We start from the raw sequence: 15,233 nt of genomic DNA, 5'->3' as shown, positions 1-15,233 counted from the left end.
GCGAACGGCGGCGGCCCTGTCACGGGTTGCCGGGGGAGGCCTCCACCGAGATGGTGAGCGTCACGGCGTCGCCGACGTCGGGCAGGAAGCGCGTCATGCCGAACGCGCTGCGCGAGATCACGGCGCGGAAGTCGCCGCCGCACACATGGCGCTTGATGCCGAACAGCGAGATATCGCCGCAGCTGAAGCGCTGCGCTTCGAGCCGCACCGGCTGGGTGACGCCATGCAGCGTCAACTGGCCTTCCACCGCCGCCAGGCGCTGGCCGTCGAGGATAAAGCGGTTGGCGCTGAGCCGCACCACCGGGAAATTCTGCGCGTCGAGGAACTGCGCCGACTGCAGCACGCCGTCGAGCGAGCGGTTGCCCGTGTCGAGCGAATCGGCGTTTACCGTGAAATCGATGCCGCCGGCGCCGGTGGCCTCGTCATAGTTGATGCGGCCGTCGATCTTGTCGAAGCGCCCGCGCACGGAAGTGCGGTCGAAGTGGCTGGCGGCGAAGTAGACCGCGGTGTGGGTGGGGTCCACCGTGTAGTTGGCGGGGGCGGCCTGCGCCGCGCAGGGCAGCGCCGCGGCCAGCAGGTACAGCGCGCGGCGCTTGAGGGCGGGAAGTGTGTGCATGTCGCGGGCGTCTCCTCGGGTGAGCCGGCGAACCGGCGGACGACCGGGCTGCCGGACTACGGGCTAGTGGACGAACACCGGCAGCAGGAAGATGCCGATCACCGAGAGGAAGCCCACGGTCCAGCACAGCGTGCGCAGGGTGGCGCGGTCCGCCAGGTAACACCCAGTGTAGAGCACGCGCGCGGCGATGAAGACCAGCGCCAGTTCGTCGATGCGCGCCGCCGGCGCATGCAGGTAGGTGGCCGACAGCACCGCCGCGGCGAAGAAGGGAAAGGCTTCGAAGTGGTTGCGGTGGGCGAGGTCGGCGCGGCGCGCGCGCCCGGCCTGCCGTTCCAGCCAGCCGCGCGGGTCGTGGTTGTCGAAACCGCGCCCGCCCGCCTTGGCGATGGCCACCGTCACGACGGGCAGGATGCCCGCCAGCAGTACGCACCAGAACGCGATCGGCATGGTATTTCCCGAGAAGTCGTCATGTCCCGCGCCGGGGCGCGCCTCAGGCGGCCACCACGCGGATCCTCACGCCGGCCACGCTGACCACCTGGCCGGCGCGGATCTTGGCGGTCTTGCGCGATTCCACGGCGCCGTCGACCGAGACTTCGCCGGCGGCCACCAGGGCCTTGCCGGCGCCGCCGCTGTCGCACACGCCGGCCACCTTGAGCAGGTCGTTGAGGGCGATATGCTCGCCCTCGAGCGGGAAGGTAATGGTCTGCATGCGCTTATTTGCCCCAGCTGTCCTTGAGGCCGACGATGCGGTTGAAGACCGGCTTGCCCGGCTTCGAATCCACCCGGTCGGCGACGAAGTAGCCATGGCGCTCGAACTGGAAGCGGTCTTCCGCGGCGGCCTGCCGCAGGCCCGGCTCCAGATAGGCTGTGACCACTTTCTTGGAGTCCGGGTTCAGCGCGTCGAGGAAATTCTTGCCGCCCGCGTCCGGGTTGGGGTCGCTGAACAGGCGGTCGTACAGGCGCACCTCGGCCTCGTAGGCGTGCGGCGCGCTGACCCAGTGGATGTTGCCCTTGACCTTGACGCTGTCCGCGCCCGGCGTGCCGCTCTTGGTGTCCGGCAGGTAGTTGGCATGCACGGCGACGACCTTGCCGTCGGCGTCGCGGTCCACGCCCGTGCATTCGATCACGTAGCCGTAGCGCAGGCGCACCTTGCTGCCCGGGTTGCCGTCCTTCGGCGCGAACAGGCGGAAATAGCCCTTGGGCGGCGCTTCGCTGAAGTCGTCGCGCTCGATCCACAGCTCGCGCGAGAGCGGGAACACGCGGCGGCCCAGCTCGGGCTGCTTCGGGTGCACCGGGGCCGAGCATTCCTCGCTCTGGCCTTCGGGGTAGTTGTCGAGGATCAGCTTGAGCGGGTCCAGCACGCCCACGCTGCGCGGCGCGCGCGCGTCGAGGTCGTCGCGCACGGCGCCTTCGAGCGTGCTCATGTCGATCCAGCTGTCGGACTTGGCCACGCCGATGCGGTCGCAGAACAGCTGGATCGATTCCGGCGTGTAGCCGCGGCGGCGCACGCCCACGATGGTCGGCATGCGCGGATCGTCCCAGCCGTCCACGCGGTTCTCGTTGACCAGTTGCAGCAGGCGGCGCTTGCTGGTGATGGCGTAGGTCAGGTTCAGGCGCGCGAACTCGTACTGGTGCGGCAGCGGCTCGCGGAACACGCCGCATTCGCGCAGCTGGGCCAGCACCCAGTCGTAGAGCGGGCGGTTGTTCTCGAACTCCAGCGTGCACAGCGAGTGGGTGATGTTCTCGATCGCATCCGAGATGCAGTGCGTGAAGTCGTACATCGGGTAGATGCACCACTTGTCGCCTGTGCGGTGGTGATGCGCATGGCGGATACGGTAGATCACCGGGTCGCGCATCACGATATTGGGCGCGTTCATGTCGATCTTGGCGCGCAGCACGTGCTCGCCGTCGGCGTACTTGCCGTCGCGCATGTCGCGGAACAGCTGCAGGTTTTCCGCCGCGCTGCGGTCGCGGTACGGCGAGGGCGTGCCCGGGCGCGAGAAGTCGCCGCGGCTGGCGGCGATCTGCTCGGCGCTCTGGCTGTCCACGTAGGCCACGCCGCGCTCGATCAGCTTTTCGGCGAAGGCGTAGAGCCGGTCGAAGTAGTCGCTGGCATAGTACAGGTGCTGCTGCCTGCCGCCGTCCGCGCCGGTGGCGTCCCAGCTGAAGCCGAGCCAGTGCACCGCGTCGATGATGGAATCGACGTATTCGGTGTCTTCCTTGACCGGGTTGGTGTCGTCGAAGCGCAGGTGGCAGCGGCCGCCGTAGTCGCGCGCCAGGCCGAAGTTCACGCAGATGCTCTTGGCGTGGCCGATATGCAGGTAGCCGTTGGGCTCCGGCGGGAAGCGGGTGATGACGGTGGGCAACGGCTGGCCCTGCGCATCCTGGCGGCCGGCATAGGTACCGGCGTTGTTGTCCTGGTCGATGATGCTGCGCAGGAAATTGGATGCGGCGGGGGTGCTGTCGTTGGCTTTGGGGTCGTGGCTCATGGTTGCGCCGGAGGGCGGTTACGTCAGCAGGCGCAGGCGGCGCACCGTGACGCGGCGCGCAGCCTGCCGCGCTGCTCGATTGCATGGCGGAATGCCGGATCGCGTGATTTTACCGTGCCTGCGCCGCGCGTCGTGGAAAGTCGCTGCGCGGGCGGGGGAAGACGGCCGCGGCGATGCCGGAGCGGGCGGCAAATGACGCCGGAAGACGCCAGAATGGCCGGCGCGGCCTAGCATGGAGTCAACGCCATCCACTTTTGGGGAGCTTTGCCGCCATGCCTGCCTCGACCGTCACTCCAGCCGCCCGCCCGACCCCGCAGGAGGCCGCGGCCGGGCTGTGGCAGGCCGCCGGGCTGCCGGCCGCCGCGCTGGCTTCGCTGCGGCTGTCCGGCGCCGATCCGGTGCTGCCCTCGTCGTTCGCCGTGGGTACCGCCGCCGCGGCCAGCATCGGCGCCGCGGGGCTGGCCGCGGCGGCCTTGTGGCAGTTGCGCGGCGGCGGCGCGCAGCAGGTCGCGGTGGACATGCGCCATGCCGCGGCCGAGTTCCGCAGCGAGCGCTACCTGCGGGTGGACGGCGCGCCGGCGCCGGAATTCCGCGACAAGACCGGTGGCCTCTACCGCTGCGGCGATGGCGGCTGGGTGCGGCTGCACACCAATTTCCCCCACCATCGCGACGGCGTGCTGCGCCTGCTCGGCTGCGGCCCCGACCCGGCCGCGATCGGCGCGGCGCTGTCGAAATGGGAGGCCGAGGCGTTCGAGATCGCCGCCGCCGAGGCCGGGCTGGTGGTGGCGGCCCTGCGCAGCTTCGAGGCCTGGGACCGCCATCCCCAGGGCCAGGCCCTGCGCGGGCTGCCGCCGCTGACGCTCGAGCGCATCGGCGAGGCGCCCGCGCAGCCCTTGCCGGGCTTGCCGTCCCCGCGTGGCGAGGGCGCCCGTCCGCTGGCCGGCGTGCGCGTGCTCGACTTCACCCGCATCATCGCCGGGCCGGTGGCCGGGCGCACGCTGGCCGCGCACGGCGCCGACGTGCTGCTGGTCACGGCGGCCCACCTGCCGTTCATTGCGCCGCTGGTCGTCGACACCGGGCGCGGCAAGCGGTCCTGCCAGCTGGACCTGCGCGACGCCGACGACAAGCGCACCCTGCACAAGCTGCTGCATGGCGCCGACATGCTGGTCCAGGGCTACCGCCCGCAAGGGCTGGCCGAACTCGGGGTGGGGCCCGAAGCCGCGGCGCGGGCGCGCCCCGGGATCGTCTATGTGACGCTGAGCGCTTACGGCCACGTGGGGCCATGGGCCGGCAGGCGCGGCTTCGACTCGCTGGTGCAGACCGCGACCGGCTTCAACCATGCCGAGGCGCAGGCGGCCGGCAGCGCGGAACCGCGGCCACTGCCGGCCCAGGCGCTGGACCATGCCGCCGGCTACCTGCTGGCGCTCGGCGCGATGGCCGCGCTATACCGCCGCGCCACCGAGGGCGGCAGCTGGCACGTGCGCGTGTCGCTGGCGCAGACCGGCCAGTGGCTGCGCGGCCTGGGCCGCGTCGAGGGCGGCCTGCGCCAGCCCGAGCAGCGCTTCGAGGATGTGTCGGACTTGCTGCAGACGTTGCCGTCCGGCTTCGGCGAACTGACGGCGGTGTCGCACGCGGCGCGCCTGTCGCGGACCCCGGCGCGCTGGTCCCTGCCGGCGGTGCCGCTCGGCACGCACGCGCCCGAATGGCTGCCGCGCGCCTAGCCCGGGCTCAGGCGCCCCTTGCTCAGGCGCCCGTCATGCGCGCCATCCACTGCGCCATGTCGCGCTCGAGCGGCGCGCCCTCGCGCTGGGCCGCCAGGATGCGCGCGCGGTCGGCGGCGGGCCGGTTCTGGCTGAGCTTGAACTTGGCCTCCACGCGCGTGGGCACGATGCGCAGGCCGACGATGGCGCCCAGCATCTTCTGCTGGAAGTCCTCCGGCAGGCCGCGCCACTGCGCGGCGTAAGCCGGCTCGTGCTGCGCGATCAGGCGCTTGAGCAGCGCGTCCTTGTCGGCGGCGTCGTGGAGCGTGGTGACTTCCGCGTAGACGTGCACCGCCACGTAGTTCCAGGTCGGCACCGACAGCTTCTGGTCGTACAGCGCCGGCGAGACATAGCCATGCGGGCCCTGGAACACCAGCAGCGCGCGCGGGGTCTGTTCCAGCCAGCGCCAGTGCGGATTGGCGCGCGCCATATGTCCTTCGATGCGCCAGCTGTCGCCGGTGCGTTCGGCCACCACCGGCAGGTGGGTGGCGAAGGGGATGCCATCGGCATCGTTGCCGGCCAGGGTGGCGAACGGGTAGCCGCGCATGACGTCGTCGATGGCGTCGGCTTCGGTGCTGGCGAAGTGGGAAGGCAGGTACATGTGGGTGTGACCGTCGGGTGATGCGTCAGTACAGGGTTTGCCGCATGCGCGCGGGCTGGGTTGCGTCGTAGGCGGCGCCGTCGATGGCGTCGCGCGTCAGCGTGGCCAGGATGGTGCCGTTGCTGGGCAGGCTGCTGCGCGCCACCTGCGTCTCGGGCGCCCACAGCTTCGAGCGCACCAGCGCGCGGGCGCACTGGAAGAAGACCGATTCGATGGCGATCACCAGCACCGTGGCCGGCGCCTTGCCGTCCACCACGCAGCGCGCGATCAGCGCTGGGTCCACCGAGATGGTGGCGGTGCCGGCCACGCGGATGGTCTCGTTGACGCCGGGGATAACGAACAGCAGGCCCACGCGCGGATCGGCCACGATATTGCGCAGGCTGTCGATGCGGTTGTTGCCGCGGCGGTCGGGCAGCAGCAGGGTGCGTTCGTCCAGCACCTGCACGAAGCCGGGCGCGTCGCCGCGCGGCGAGCATTCGGCATATCTGCCGCCCACGGTGGACAGCAGGCACAGCGGCGCGGCCTCGACGAAGGCGCGGTAGTGCGGGTGCAGGTAGCTGACTTCCTTGGCGAGCGAGGCTTCGCCGGCATCGGCGTAGCGGGCCTCCAGATCGGCCAGCGTGGTGATGGCGTATTGGCTCATGGCGAGGGCGCGGGCGGGCGGGCGCGCGCGCGTTTGCGGGGGAGTGGGCATGTTCTGTTGCGGGACGTGCCTCACTGTACCGCAATACTTCCCGCGCGGGCGCGCGGGTGCGCGGCGCTACAGCGTGACGGTGCCGCGGCCGATCTCGATCACGCGCCCGCCCACGCGGATGGCCCGGGCGGCCGTGACTTCCAGGTGCAGCGCGCACGGACGGCCCACGGCCTCGCCCTGGGCGATGCGGCAGGTGGCGGGCAGGGCGCGGCCGCTGGCGACGATCCAGCCGCCCAGGTTGGCGCAGGCCGAGCCGGTGCCCGGGTCCTCCGCCACGCCGCCGCCCTGCTTGGTGAAGAAGTAGCGCGCCACGACCTGGCCGGGCTGCGCGGGATCGAAGGCGAACACATAAGCGGTCTTGCGGCCCAGGCTGCTCTGCGGCCACGCATCGAGCCGGCTGCCGTCGGGCTGGGCGCGGCGCACGGCGTCCACGCTGCGCAGCGGCACCAGCAACTGGTCGGCGCCGGTATCGACCCACACCGGCGGCGCCAGCAGGTCCGCTGCGGTCAGGCCGAGCAGGCCGGCCATCTGCGCGTCCGGCAGGCCGGCCGGCGCGGTGCGCGGCGCGCCCGCGTGCGGCGCGGTGAAGGTCCAGACGTCGCCCTGCGCGGTGACCGGCACCACCCCCGCCTTGAATTCCAGCGAGAACGCATCGCCGGCGGCGGCCAGCTCGCGCACCACGTGGGCGGTGCCGAGCGTGGGATGGCCGGCGAAGCGCATCTCGTAGCCGGTGGTGAAGATGCGCACCTGGGCGGCAGCCCGCTCCGACGGCAGGATGAAGGTGGTCTCCGACAGGTTGAACTGCAGCGCCAGCGCCTGCATGGTGGCGTCGTCGAGCCCGCGCGCGTCTTCGAACACGCACAGCGGATTGCCGCCGAAGGTCGATTCGGCGAACACGTTGAGCAGGCGGTAGGCGTAGGTGGTCATGCTGTTCCCGGGGAAGGCGCCGGGCCATGGATGGCGGACATCACAGTCTACGGCGCCGGCGCGCGTACGCCATGCACAGTCATGCCGGAGCCGGCCGGGCCAGTTGCGGACACTTCCGCGCCGGCGCCGTGCGCTAGGGCTGGCAGGTTGCCGCCAAAGTCAGCATGCCGCTTGTGTTCTCCCCTCATCCATTTCACATGGGAGAGGGGAGCAAGCCGACCCGCGCAGACTCAGAACCCCACGGCCTGCCCGTCGCGCCGGCTGTCGCTGGCGGCCACGTAGCCGTGCTCGGCGTCGTCGGACAGGCGCCAGATGAACTGGCCGGAGCCGAAGTCCATGTACGGGTCGTCGACCGACTTGAGCTGGTGGCCGCGCGCCTTGAGGCCGGCGACCACGGCGGGGTCCATGGTCGATTCCACGTCCAGCGTGAAATCGCGGTTGACCTTCCAGCGCGGCGCGCAGCAGGCGGCCTGTGGCTGCTGGTTGTAGTCCACCATGCGCACCACGGTCTGCAGGTGGCCCTGCGGCTGCATGTCGCCGCCCATCACGCCGAAGCTCATCACCGGCTGGCCGCCCTTGGTCAGGAAGGCCGGGATGATGGTGTGGAACGGGCGCTTGCCGCCGGCCACCACGTTGGCGGACTTCGGGTCCATCGAGAAGCCCACGCCGCGGTTCTGCAGGCTGATGCCGGTGCCGGGCACCACCACGCCGGAGCCGAAGCCCATGTAGTTCGACTGGATGAACGAGATCATCATGCCGTTTTCGTCGGCCGCGCTCAGGTAGATGGTGCCGCCCACCTTGGGCATGCCGAAGTCGAAATGCGTGGCGCGCTGCATGTCGATCAGCCTGGCGCGCGACTTGAGGTAGGCGTCGTCCAGCATCTGCTCGGGCGTGACTTCCATGCTGCGCGGGTCGGCCACGTAGCGGTAGAGGTCGGCGAAGGCCAGCTTCATCGCCTCGATCTGCAGGTGCTGCGACTCGACCGAGTCCACCGGCAGCGAGGCCAGGTCGAACTGGTCGAGGATGCCCAGCGCCATCAGGGCGGCGATGCCCTGGCCGTTGGGCGGGATCTCGTGCATCTCGTAGCCGCGGTAGGACTTGCTGATGGGCTTGACCCAGTCGGGCTTGTAGCCGCGCAGGTCGGCGGCCGTCATGGCGCCGCCGCATTCCTTGCTGAAGGCGGCGATGCGCTCGGCGATCTCGCCTTCATAGTAGGCGCGGCCCTTGGTGGCGCCGATCTTGCGCAGCGTGTCGGCGGCGGCCTTGAGCGTGAACTTCTCGCCCACGGCGGGCGCGCGGCCGTTGGGCATGAAGGCCTCGGCGTAGCCGGGCTGGTCCTTCAGTTCGGGCACGGCGGCGGCCCACTTGCGCGCCACCACCGGCGGCACCGCGTAGCCGCGCTCGGCGATCTCGATGGCGGGCTCCATCAGGTCGGCGAACGGCAGCTTGCCGAAGCGCTCGTGCAGCGCGGCCCAGCCGGCGATCACGCCCGGCACCGTGACGGCGTCCCAGCCGCGCACCGGGCGGTTGGCGATGCCGTTGGCATCCACGCCGTACTTGTTCTTGAAGTACTCGGGGTTCCACGCCGCCGGCGCCACGCCGGACGCGTTCAGGCCGTGCAGTTCCTTGCCGTCCCACAGGATGGCGAAGGCGTCGCTGCCCAGGCCGCACGAGACCGGCTCGACGATGGTGATGGCCGCCGCCGCGGCGATGGCCGCGTCCACCGCGTTGCCGCCCTTGAGCAGCATGCGCAGGCCGGCCTGCGCGGCCAGCGGGTGCGAAGTGGATACCACGTTGCGCGCGAACAGCGGGATGCGCACGGAAGGGTAGGGGTTGGTCCAGTTGAAATTCTGCATGGGTTGTCTCGGTTGCCTGCGCGGCGCGCATGGGCGCGCCGCCGCTTCTTGTGTGTCTTTCTTATTCGACGGTGATCTTGCGATCCTTGATCAGCTTACCCCAGCGCGCGCTGTCCTTCCTGACCATGGCGGCGAACTGCGCCGGCGTGCCGCCGACCGGCTCGGCGCCCAGCTTGGCCAGGCGGTCCTTGACGTCCTGCGCCTGGATCGCCTTGTTGAACTCGGCATTGAGGCGGTTCACCAGGTCGGCCGGCATGCCCTTCGGGCCATAGATGCCGAACCACGTGTCGGACTCGAAGCCCGGCAGGCCCGATTCGCTGGCGGTCGGGATCTCGGGCGCCAGCGGCGAGCGCTTCAGGCTGGTCACGGCCAGCGCCTTGAGCTTGCCGTCCTTCACGTGCGGCAGGCCCGACACGATGCTGTCGAACAGCACCTGCACCTTGTTGGAGATCAGGTCGGGCACGGCCAGCGCGGTGCCGCGGTAGGGAATGTGCGTGATGAACACGCCGGCCTGCGCCTTGAAAGCCTCGGCGGTCAGGTGCACCACGGTGCCGTTGCCGCTGGAGGCATAGTTCAGCTCGCCCGGATGCTTCTTGGCGTAGTCGATCAGTTCCTTGACGTTCTTCACCGGCAGGCTGTTCGGCACCACCAGCACGTTGGTGGCGATGGCCACCTCGCCGATCGGCGTGAAGTCGGTTTCGGTGTTGTAGGGCAGGTGGGTGTTGATGTACGGCCCGATCGAGTGCGTGCTGGTGGTGGCGATCAGCAGCGTGTAGCCGTCCGCCGGCGCCTTGGCCGCCATGTCGGAGCCGATCGCGCCGCCCGCGCCGGGGCGGTTGTCCACCACGATCTGCTGGCCGATGTTGGCGCCGACCTTCTGCGCGATCGCGCGCGCCAGCAGGTCGGTGGCGCCGCTGGCCGGGAACGGCACGATCAGGCGGATCGGCTTGTTCGGGAACGTGTCGGCAAAAGCCGGGACGGCGCTCAGCGCCAGGCTCGTGGCGAGGCTCGTGCCCAGCAGGCGCAGCCAGTGTTTCATGGTGATCTCCGGATCGGGAAAAGCGGGGCAATGCACAGGGCCGATGTGGCCTTTCGGGCAGCTACACCGTCCATGTTTCGATGGTGTGTCGCAACATTATTCCGTGCGCGTCATCGTAATGAAAGCTAATATTTCTTTCTTGTGTCTCAAGATTTCCTTAAGTATCAGCGTGGCGGCCAAGGTGCCTGCCGAGGGCCTGTTCCATGAGCACCATCCGTTTCCTGCGTACCTTCGTCGCCGTGGCCGACCACGGCTCCTTCGCCGCCGCCGCCGAGCAGGTGGCGCTGACCCAGGCCGCCGTCAGCCTGCAGATGCGCGCGCTGGAGATGGAGCTGCGCCGCGAGCTGTTCGACCGCGGCGGCAGGGTGGTGGCGCTCAACGCGGGCGGGCGCGAGCTGCTGCCGCAGGCGCGCCGCATGCTGGCGCTCTACGACGAGATGCGGCTGCCGCCCGAGGCGCCCGACGCCATGGCGGGCGCGGTGGCGGTGGGCGCCGTGGTCTCGGTGATGGGCGGGCTGTCGCACGTGGTGGCGCGCATGAAGCGCGAATACCCCGCGCTGGACGTGCGCCTGGTGGGCGCCAAGTCGATCGACCTGGCCGCGCAGGTGGAAGCCGGCGAGCTCGATGCCGCCATGCTGGTGGAAGGCGCCGGCCGGCTGCCCGGCACGCTGGTGTGGACGCCGCTCTACCGCGAGCCGCTGGTGGCCATCGCCGGCCTCGCCACGCCCGGCGCCACCACGCGCGAGGCGCTCGCGGCCAACCCCTTCCTGCGCTTCGACCGCGGCCAGCGCACCGGCATGCTGGTCGAGCGCGCGCTGCGCCGCGCCCACCTGCGCGTCAACGAGTTCCTCGAGCTGAACTCGATCGAGGCGCTGGTCGAACTGGTGCGCCAGGACGTCGGCGTGACCGTGGTGCCGCTGCTGCAGCGCGCGCGCTGGCGCGACGACGACGCGCTACGCATCCTGCCGCTGGAGGCCGGCGGCGCGCCGGTGTTGCGCACCATCGGCATGCTGGAGCGGCGCGACCACGCGCGCCGGCGTATCACGGCGGCGGTGCGCGATGCGTGCGCGGCGCTGTTCGGCGGCGAAGCCGGGGCCCGGGCGCCATGAAAAAAGGGTGCCTCGCGGCACCCTTTCGAAAGTCCTGCAGGGCGCGCCATGGCGCGCCGTTGCCGGTTTATTCTTCCTGGAACGCTTCCTCGCGCTTGTTCTTGATCGACGGCAGCGCCACGATCAGCACCAGCACGGCGGCGGCGATCAGCAGCCCCAGCGACAGCGGGCGCGTCACGAACACGCTGAAGTCGCCGCGCGACAGCAGCAGGGAGCGGCGGAAGTTCTCTTCCATCATCGGTCCCAGCACGAAGCCCAGCAGCAGCGGCGCCGGCTCGCACTTGAGCTTGATGAACAGGTAGCCGATCACGCCGAAGGCCGCGGTCTGGAACACGTCGAAGGTGGTGTTCTGGACCGAGTACACGCCGATGCAGCAGAACGTCAGGATGGCCGGGAACAGGTAGCGGTAAGGCACCTTGAGCAGCTTCACCCAGATGCCGATCATCGGCAGGTTCAGGATGATCAGCATGAAGTTGCCGATCCACATCGAGGCGATCAGGCCCCAGAACAGCGCGGGGTTGCTGGTCATGACCTGCGGGCCCGGCTGGATGTTGTGGATGGTCATCGCGCCGACCATCAGCGCCATCACGGCGTTGGGCGGAATGCCCAGCGTCAGCAGCGGGATGAAGGAGGTCTGCGCGGCCGCGTTGTTGGCCGATTCCGGACCGGCCACGCCTTCGATGGCGCCCTTGCCGAATTCATGCGCGTACTTGGAGGTCTTCTTTTCCAGCGAGTACGCCGCGAACGAGGCCAGCGCCGCGCCGCCGCCGGGCAGGATGCCCAGCGCCGAGCCCAGCATGGTGCCGCGCAGCACCGCCGGGATCATGCGCTTGAAGTCGGCCTTGGTCGGGAACAGGTTGGTGATGTGGTCGGTGAAGGTCTCGCGGTTTTCCTTCTGCTCCAGGTTGGCGATGATTTCCGCGAAGCCGAACACGCCCATGGCCACCGAGACGAAGTTCAGGCCGTCGGTGAGCTCGGGCACGTCGAACGAGAAGCGCGCGGCGCCCGAGTTCACGTCGGTGCCGACCAGGCCCAGCAGCAGCCCCAGCACGATCATGGCGATGGCCTTGACCAGCGAGCCCGAGGCCAGCACCACGGCGCCGATCAGGCCCAGCACCATCAGCGAGAAGTATTCGGCCGGGCCGAACTTGAAGGCCAGCTCCGACAGCGGGGCGGCAAAAGCCGCCAGGATCAGGGTGGCCACGCAGCCGGCGAAGAACGAGCCGAGGCCGGCAGTGGCCAGCGCCACCCCCGCTCGCCCTCGCCGCGCCATCTGGTAGCCGTCGATGGTGGTCACCACCGACGACGATTCGCCGGGCAGGTTGACCAGGATGGCGGTGGTGGAGCCGCCGTACTGCGCGCCGTAGTAAATACCGGCCAGCATGATCAGCGCGGCCACCGGGGGCAGCGTGTAGGTCACCGGCAGCAGCATGGCGATGGTGGCCAGCGGCCCCAGGCCCGGCAGCACGCCGATCAGGGTGCCCAGCACGCAGCCGAGGAAGGCGTAGGCCAGGTTTTGCAGGGTCAGGGCGGTCGAGAAGCCCAGGCCCAGGTTGGCGAGTAGTTCCATATGGCCGTCTCCTTAACCTGCCAAGAATGCCGGCCACACCGGCATCTGAAGATTGATGCCGTAGACGAAGGCGCCCACGCTGATCAGCACCAGCACGATGGCGTTGAGCACCGCGCCCTTCCAGCTGAATTCATGGCTGGCCATCGAGGAAACCAGCACCAGCACCAGCACCGACAGCACCATGCCGAGCGGCTTGAGCAGCAGCCCGAACAGCACCACCGAACCCAGGATCCACAGCAGCGTCTTGATGTCCCAGCGGGCCAGCTGGTCGTCTTCCGTCTTGGAAGACAGCGAGCCCCACAGCACCAGCGCGCCCAGCAGGGCGAGCACGATGCCGAGCCAGAACGGGAAGTATCCCGGTCCCATCTTTGCCGCGGTCCCCATGGAATAGCCGCGTGCGACCCAGGAAAAGCCGAATCCGACCAGGATGAACATCAGGCCGGAGGCAAAGTCCTTTTGGCTACGTATGCGCAAAATGATTCTCCTCGATAAATCTGCTTGAAATCCGGGCAGCTGGCGCATGCTGCGTCGCACAAGAACAGTGCGCGCAAGCCGGCCTGCCACAGGCAGGGAGGAAAGTAAGGGGAATACCTTTCAGTTACCTTTCGGATGTCTTGTGAAATGGTCAATCTGCGGGTATCTCCCTAGGCGACATATGAAGGGCTTGCCGCGGATGCCGCGCCCTGCCTCGCGCCAGGCCTCGCGCGGTAAGGCAGCGGCGGCGCTGCGCTATCATCGTCCGCCGTCCTTGCCGTGGCGCGCCCGTCCTTGGCGTGTGAGCGATGCGGCACCGCACTGAAAGGAAAGCCGCTTTGGAAAGCATCGACCATGTCATCCTGATCGGCGCCGTCGTGATGTCCCTGGGCATTGTGGTGGGCGCCTTCTCGGCGCGCATCGGCGTGCCGTTCCTGCTGGTCTTCCTGTCGGTCGGCATGCTGGCCGGCGTCGACGGCCCCGGCGGCATCCGCTTTTCCAATACCTGGCTCAGCTTCCTGGTCGGCAACCTGGCGCTGGCGGTGATCCTGCTCGACGGCGGCCTGCGCACGCGGCTGGCCACGTTCCGCGTGGCGCTCAAGCCATCGCTGTCGCTGGCTACCGTGGGCGTGCTGGTGACCACCGGCATGGTGGGGCTGTTCGCGGCGTGGGTGCTGGAGATCGACTGGAAGCTGGGCCTGCTGCTGGGCGCCATCGTCGGCTCGACCGATGCCGCCGCGGTGTTCTCGCTGCTCAACACCAGCGGCATCCGCCTCAAGGAGCGGGTGGCCAGCGTGCTGGAGATCGAGTCGGGCATCAACGACCCGATGGCGATCTTCCTGACCCTGACCCTGATCGAATGGATGGCTGCGCCCGCCGGCCTGAGCCTGGGCGCGCTGGCGTGGCGGCTGGTGGTGCAGTTCGGCGTGGGCGGCCTGCTGGGCGCGGGGCTGGGCTACTGCCTGGCCAACGTGATGGAGCGCATCCGCGTGGCCGAGGGCCTGCAGGCCATCCTGCTGTGCTCGGGCGGCGCGATGGTGTTCGCGATCGTGCAAAGCGCCGGCGGCAGCGGTTTCCTGGCGGTCTACCTGACCGGCATCCTGGTCGGCAACCGCGACCGCGCGGTCAGCGCCGACACCATGCGCGCGATGGACGGCATGGCGTGGCTGTCGCAGTCGGCGATGTTCCTGCTGCTGGGCCTGCTGGTGGCGCCGCACCGGATCTGGGAAGTGGCCGGGCCGGCCGCCGCGGTGGCGGCCTTCCTGATGCTGGTGGCGCGCCCGGCGGCGGTCTGGCTGGCGCTGCTGCCGTTTCGCTTCAGCGCGCGCGAGAAGGGTTTCGTGGCGTGGATGGGCCTGCGCGGCGCGGTGCCGATCGTGCTGGCACTGTTCCCGATGCTGCAAGGCTTGCCCGAATCCGGCCTGCTGTTCCGGGTCGCCTTCGCGGTGGTGCTGGCCAGCCTGCTGCTCCAGGGCACCACCGTGCCGTTCGCGGCGCGCCTGGCCCGCGTGCTGCGGCCAGCCTACCCCGAGCCGCTGGCGCGGGCGCGCCTGCACGGCACGCATGGGCCGGCCCTCGAAGTGATGCAGTTCGCGGTGCAGGCCGGCTCGCCCGCAGAGCACCTGCGTGCCGACCAGCTCGAACTGCCGCCGCGCTGCCGCCTGCTTACCGTGGTGCGCGAAAAGGCGCTGGCGGTGCCGGAGCAGACCGTGCTGCGCGCCGGCGACGCGGTTTCCATCCTGGCCCCCGGCACCAGCGTGCCGATGCTCGCGCTGCTGTTCCACAAGCCCGCGCCGGCGCCGGCCTGGGGCAAGGCCAGCCACGATTTCCTGCTGAGCGGCGAGGCCCTGCTGCGCGACGTGGCGGGGCTCTACGGCACGCGCGAGCTGAGCCCCGCGCAGGCGGCCATGACGCTGGAGGCCGCCATGCAGGCGGCGTTCACGTCGCCGCCGGTGGAGGGGGATGCGGTGGCCATCGCGGGCCTGAAGCTGACCGTGACGCGCATGGACGGCCCGCGCATCATCCAGGTCGGGCTGCTGCTGCCGCGCGCCGGCAGCGGCGCCGTGGCGGCGGAGGACTGAAGGCGCCGCGGGCGCCG

Annotated in this window: 14 protein-coding genes; 3 read left to right on the top strand and 11 right to left on the bottom strand. The window is 70.0% G+C overall.

Features of this window, described 5'->3' with window-relative positions; translation table 11 throughout:
- Positions 1-19: 19 nt before the first annotated feature.
- From ACKI2N_RS14105 to ACKI2N_RS14090, 4 genes are all read right to left on the bottom strand, one after another.
- Entirely contained in the window at positions 20-616 is a 597-nt protein-coding gene (locus ACKI2N_RS14105; RefSeq protein WP_420993275.1) for a YceI family protein, read from the bottom strand.
- A gap of 63 nt (positions 617-679) precedes the next feature.
- Positions 680-1,063: an MAPEG family protein gene (locus ACKI2N_RS14100; protein WP_420993274.1), complete on the bottom strand. Its 384-nt coding sequence runs from the start codon at positions 1,061-1,063 to the stop codon at positions 680-682.
- A gap of 43 nt (positions 1,064-1,106) precedes the next feature.
- Complete coding sequence (locus ACKI2N_RS14095; RefSeq protein WP_420993273.1) at positions 1,107-1,325, bottom strand: RNA-binding S4 domain-containing protein; 219 nt, start codon at positions 1,323-1,325, stop codon at positions 1,107-1,109.
- 4 nt (positions 1,326-1,329) lie between these two features.
- Positions 1,330-3,105: a glutamine--tRNA ligase/YqeY domain fusion protein gene (locus ACKI2N_RS14090; protein ID WP_420993272.1), complete on the bottom strand. Its 1,776-nt coding sequence runs from the start codon at positions 3,103-3,105 to the stop codon at positions 1,330-1,332.
- A gap of 272 nt (positions 3,106-3,377) precedes the next feature.
- Between ACKI2N_RS14090 and ACKI2N_RS14085 the strand changes: the two genes are divergently transcribed.
- A complete protein-coding gene (locus ACKI2N_RS14085; RefSeq protein ID WP_420993271.1) occupies positions 3,378-4,826 on the top strand; it encodes a CoA transferase in 1,449 nt (482 codons plus the stop codon).
- A gap of 22 nt (positions 4,827-4,848) precedes the next feature.
- On the opposite strand, the gene ACKI2N_RS14080 is transcribed toward ACKI2N_RS14085, so the two are convergent.
- The 5 genes from ACKI2N_RS14080 to ACKI2N_RS14060 all read right to left on the bottom strand — a co-directional run bounded on the left by ACKI2N_RS14080 (position 4,849) and on the right by ACKI2N_RS14060 (position 9,982).
- On the bottom strand, positions 4,849-5,466 hold the full coding sequence (locus ACKI2N_RS14080; protein WP_420993270.1) for an FMN-binding negative transcriptional regulator: 618 nt from the start codon (positions 5,464-5,466) through the stop codon (positions 4,849-4,851).
- A gap of 25 nt (positions 5,467-5,491) precedes the next feature.
- Positions 5,492-6,109, bottom strand: coding sequence for a pyridoxamine 5'-phosphate oxidase family protein (locus ACKI2N_RS14075; protein WP_420993269.1), 618 nt, complete (start codon positions 6,107-6,109; stop codon positions 5,492-5,494).
- 117 nt (positions 6,110-6,226) lie between these two features.
- On the bottom strand, positions 6,227-7,087 hold the full coding sequence (locus tag ACKI2N_RS14070) for a PhzF family phenazine biosynthesis protein (protein ID WP_420993268.1): 861 nt from the start codon (positions 7,085-7,087) through the stop codon (positions 6,227-6,229).
- Between the two features lie 230 nt (positions 7,088-7,317).
- Positions 7,318-8,943 (bottom strand): gamma-glutamyltransferase, encoded by a 1,626-nt coding sequence (gene ggt, locus ACKI2N_RS14065; RefSeq protein ID WP_420993267.1) that lies wholly within the window; start codon positions 8,941-8,943, stop codon positions 7,318-7,320.
- A gap of 61 nt (positions 8,944-9,004) precedes the next feature.
- Entirely contained in the window at positions 9,005-9,982 is a 978-nt protein-coding gene (locus ACKI2N_RS14060) for a Bug family tripartite tricarboxylate transporter substrate binding protein (protein ID WP_420993266.1), read from the bottom strand.
- Between the two features lie 203 nt (positions 9,983-10,185).
- Between ACKI2N_RS14060 and ACKI2N_RS14055 the strand changes: the two genes are divergently transcribed.
- A complete protein-coding gene (locus ACKI2N_RS14055; RefSeq protein ID WP_420993265.1) occupies positions 10,186-11,091 on the top strand; it encodes a LysR substrate-binding domain-containing protein in 906 nt (301 codons plus the stop codon).
- Positions 11,092-11,158: 67 nt separating this feature from the next.
- Here the strand turns inward: ACKI2N_RS14055 and ACKI2N_RS14050 are convergent, their stop codons facing one another.
- Positions 11,159-12,661 (bottom strand): tripartite tricarboxylate transporter permease, encoded by a 1,503-nt coding sequence (locus tag ACKI2N_RS14050; RefSeq protein WP_420993264.1) that lies wholly within the window; start codon positions 12,659-12,661, stop codon positions 11,159-11,161.
- A gap of 12 nt (positions 12,662-12,673) precedes the next feature.
- A complete protein-coding gene (locus tag ACKI2N_RS14045; protein WP_420993263.1) occupies positions 12,674-13,135 on the bottom strand; it encodes a tripartite tricarboxylate transporter TctB family protein in 462 nt (153 codons plus the stop codon).
- 338 nt (positions 13,136-13,473) lie between these two features.
- On the opposite strand from ACKI2N_RS14045, the gene ACKI2N_RS14040 reads away from it, so the two are divergent.
- Positions 13,474-15,216 carry a potassium/proton antiporter gene (locus tag ACKI2N_RS14040; protein ID WP_420993262.1) on the top strand — a complete coding sequence of 581 codons (1,743 nt, stop codon included), beginning with the start codon at positions 13,474-13,476 and terminating at the stop codon, positions 15,214-15,216.
- Positions 15,217-15,233 lie beyond the last annotated feature (17 nt).

Source organism: Cupriavidus sp. 30B13 (assembly GCF_049059565.2).
Taxonomy (GTDB): domain Bacteria; phylum Pseudomonadota; class Gammaproteobacteria; order Burkholderiales; family Burkholderiaceae; genus Cupriavidus.
The sequence above is the reverse complement of the archived record's forward strand: the minus strand, read 5'-3'. Positions and strand labels throughout refer to the sequence as shown.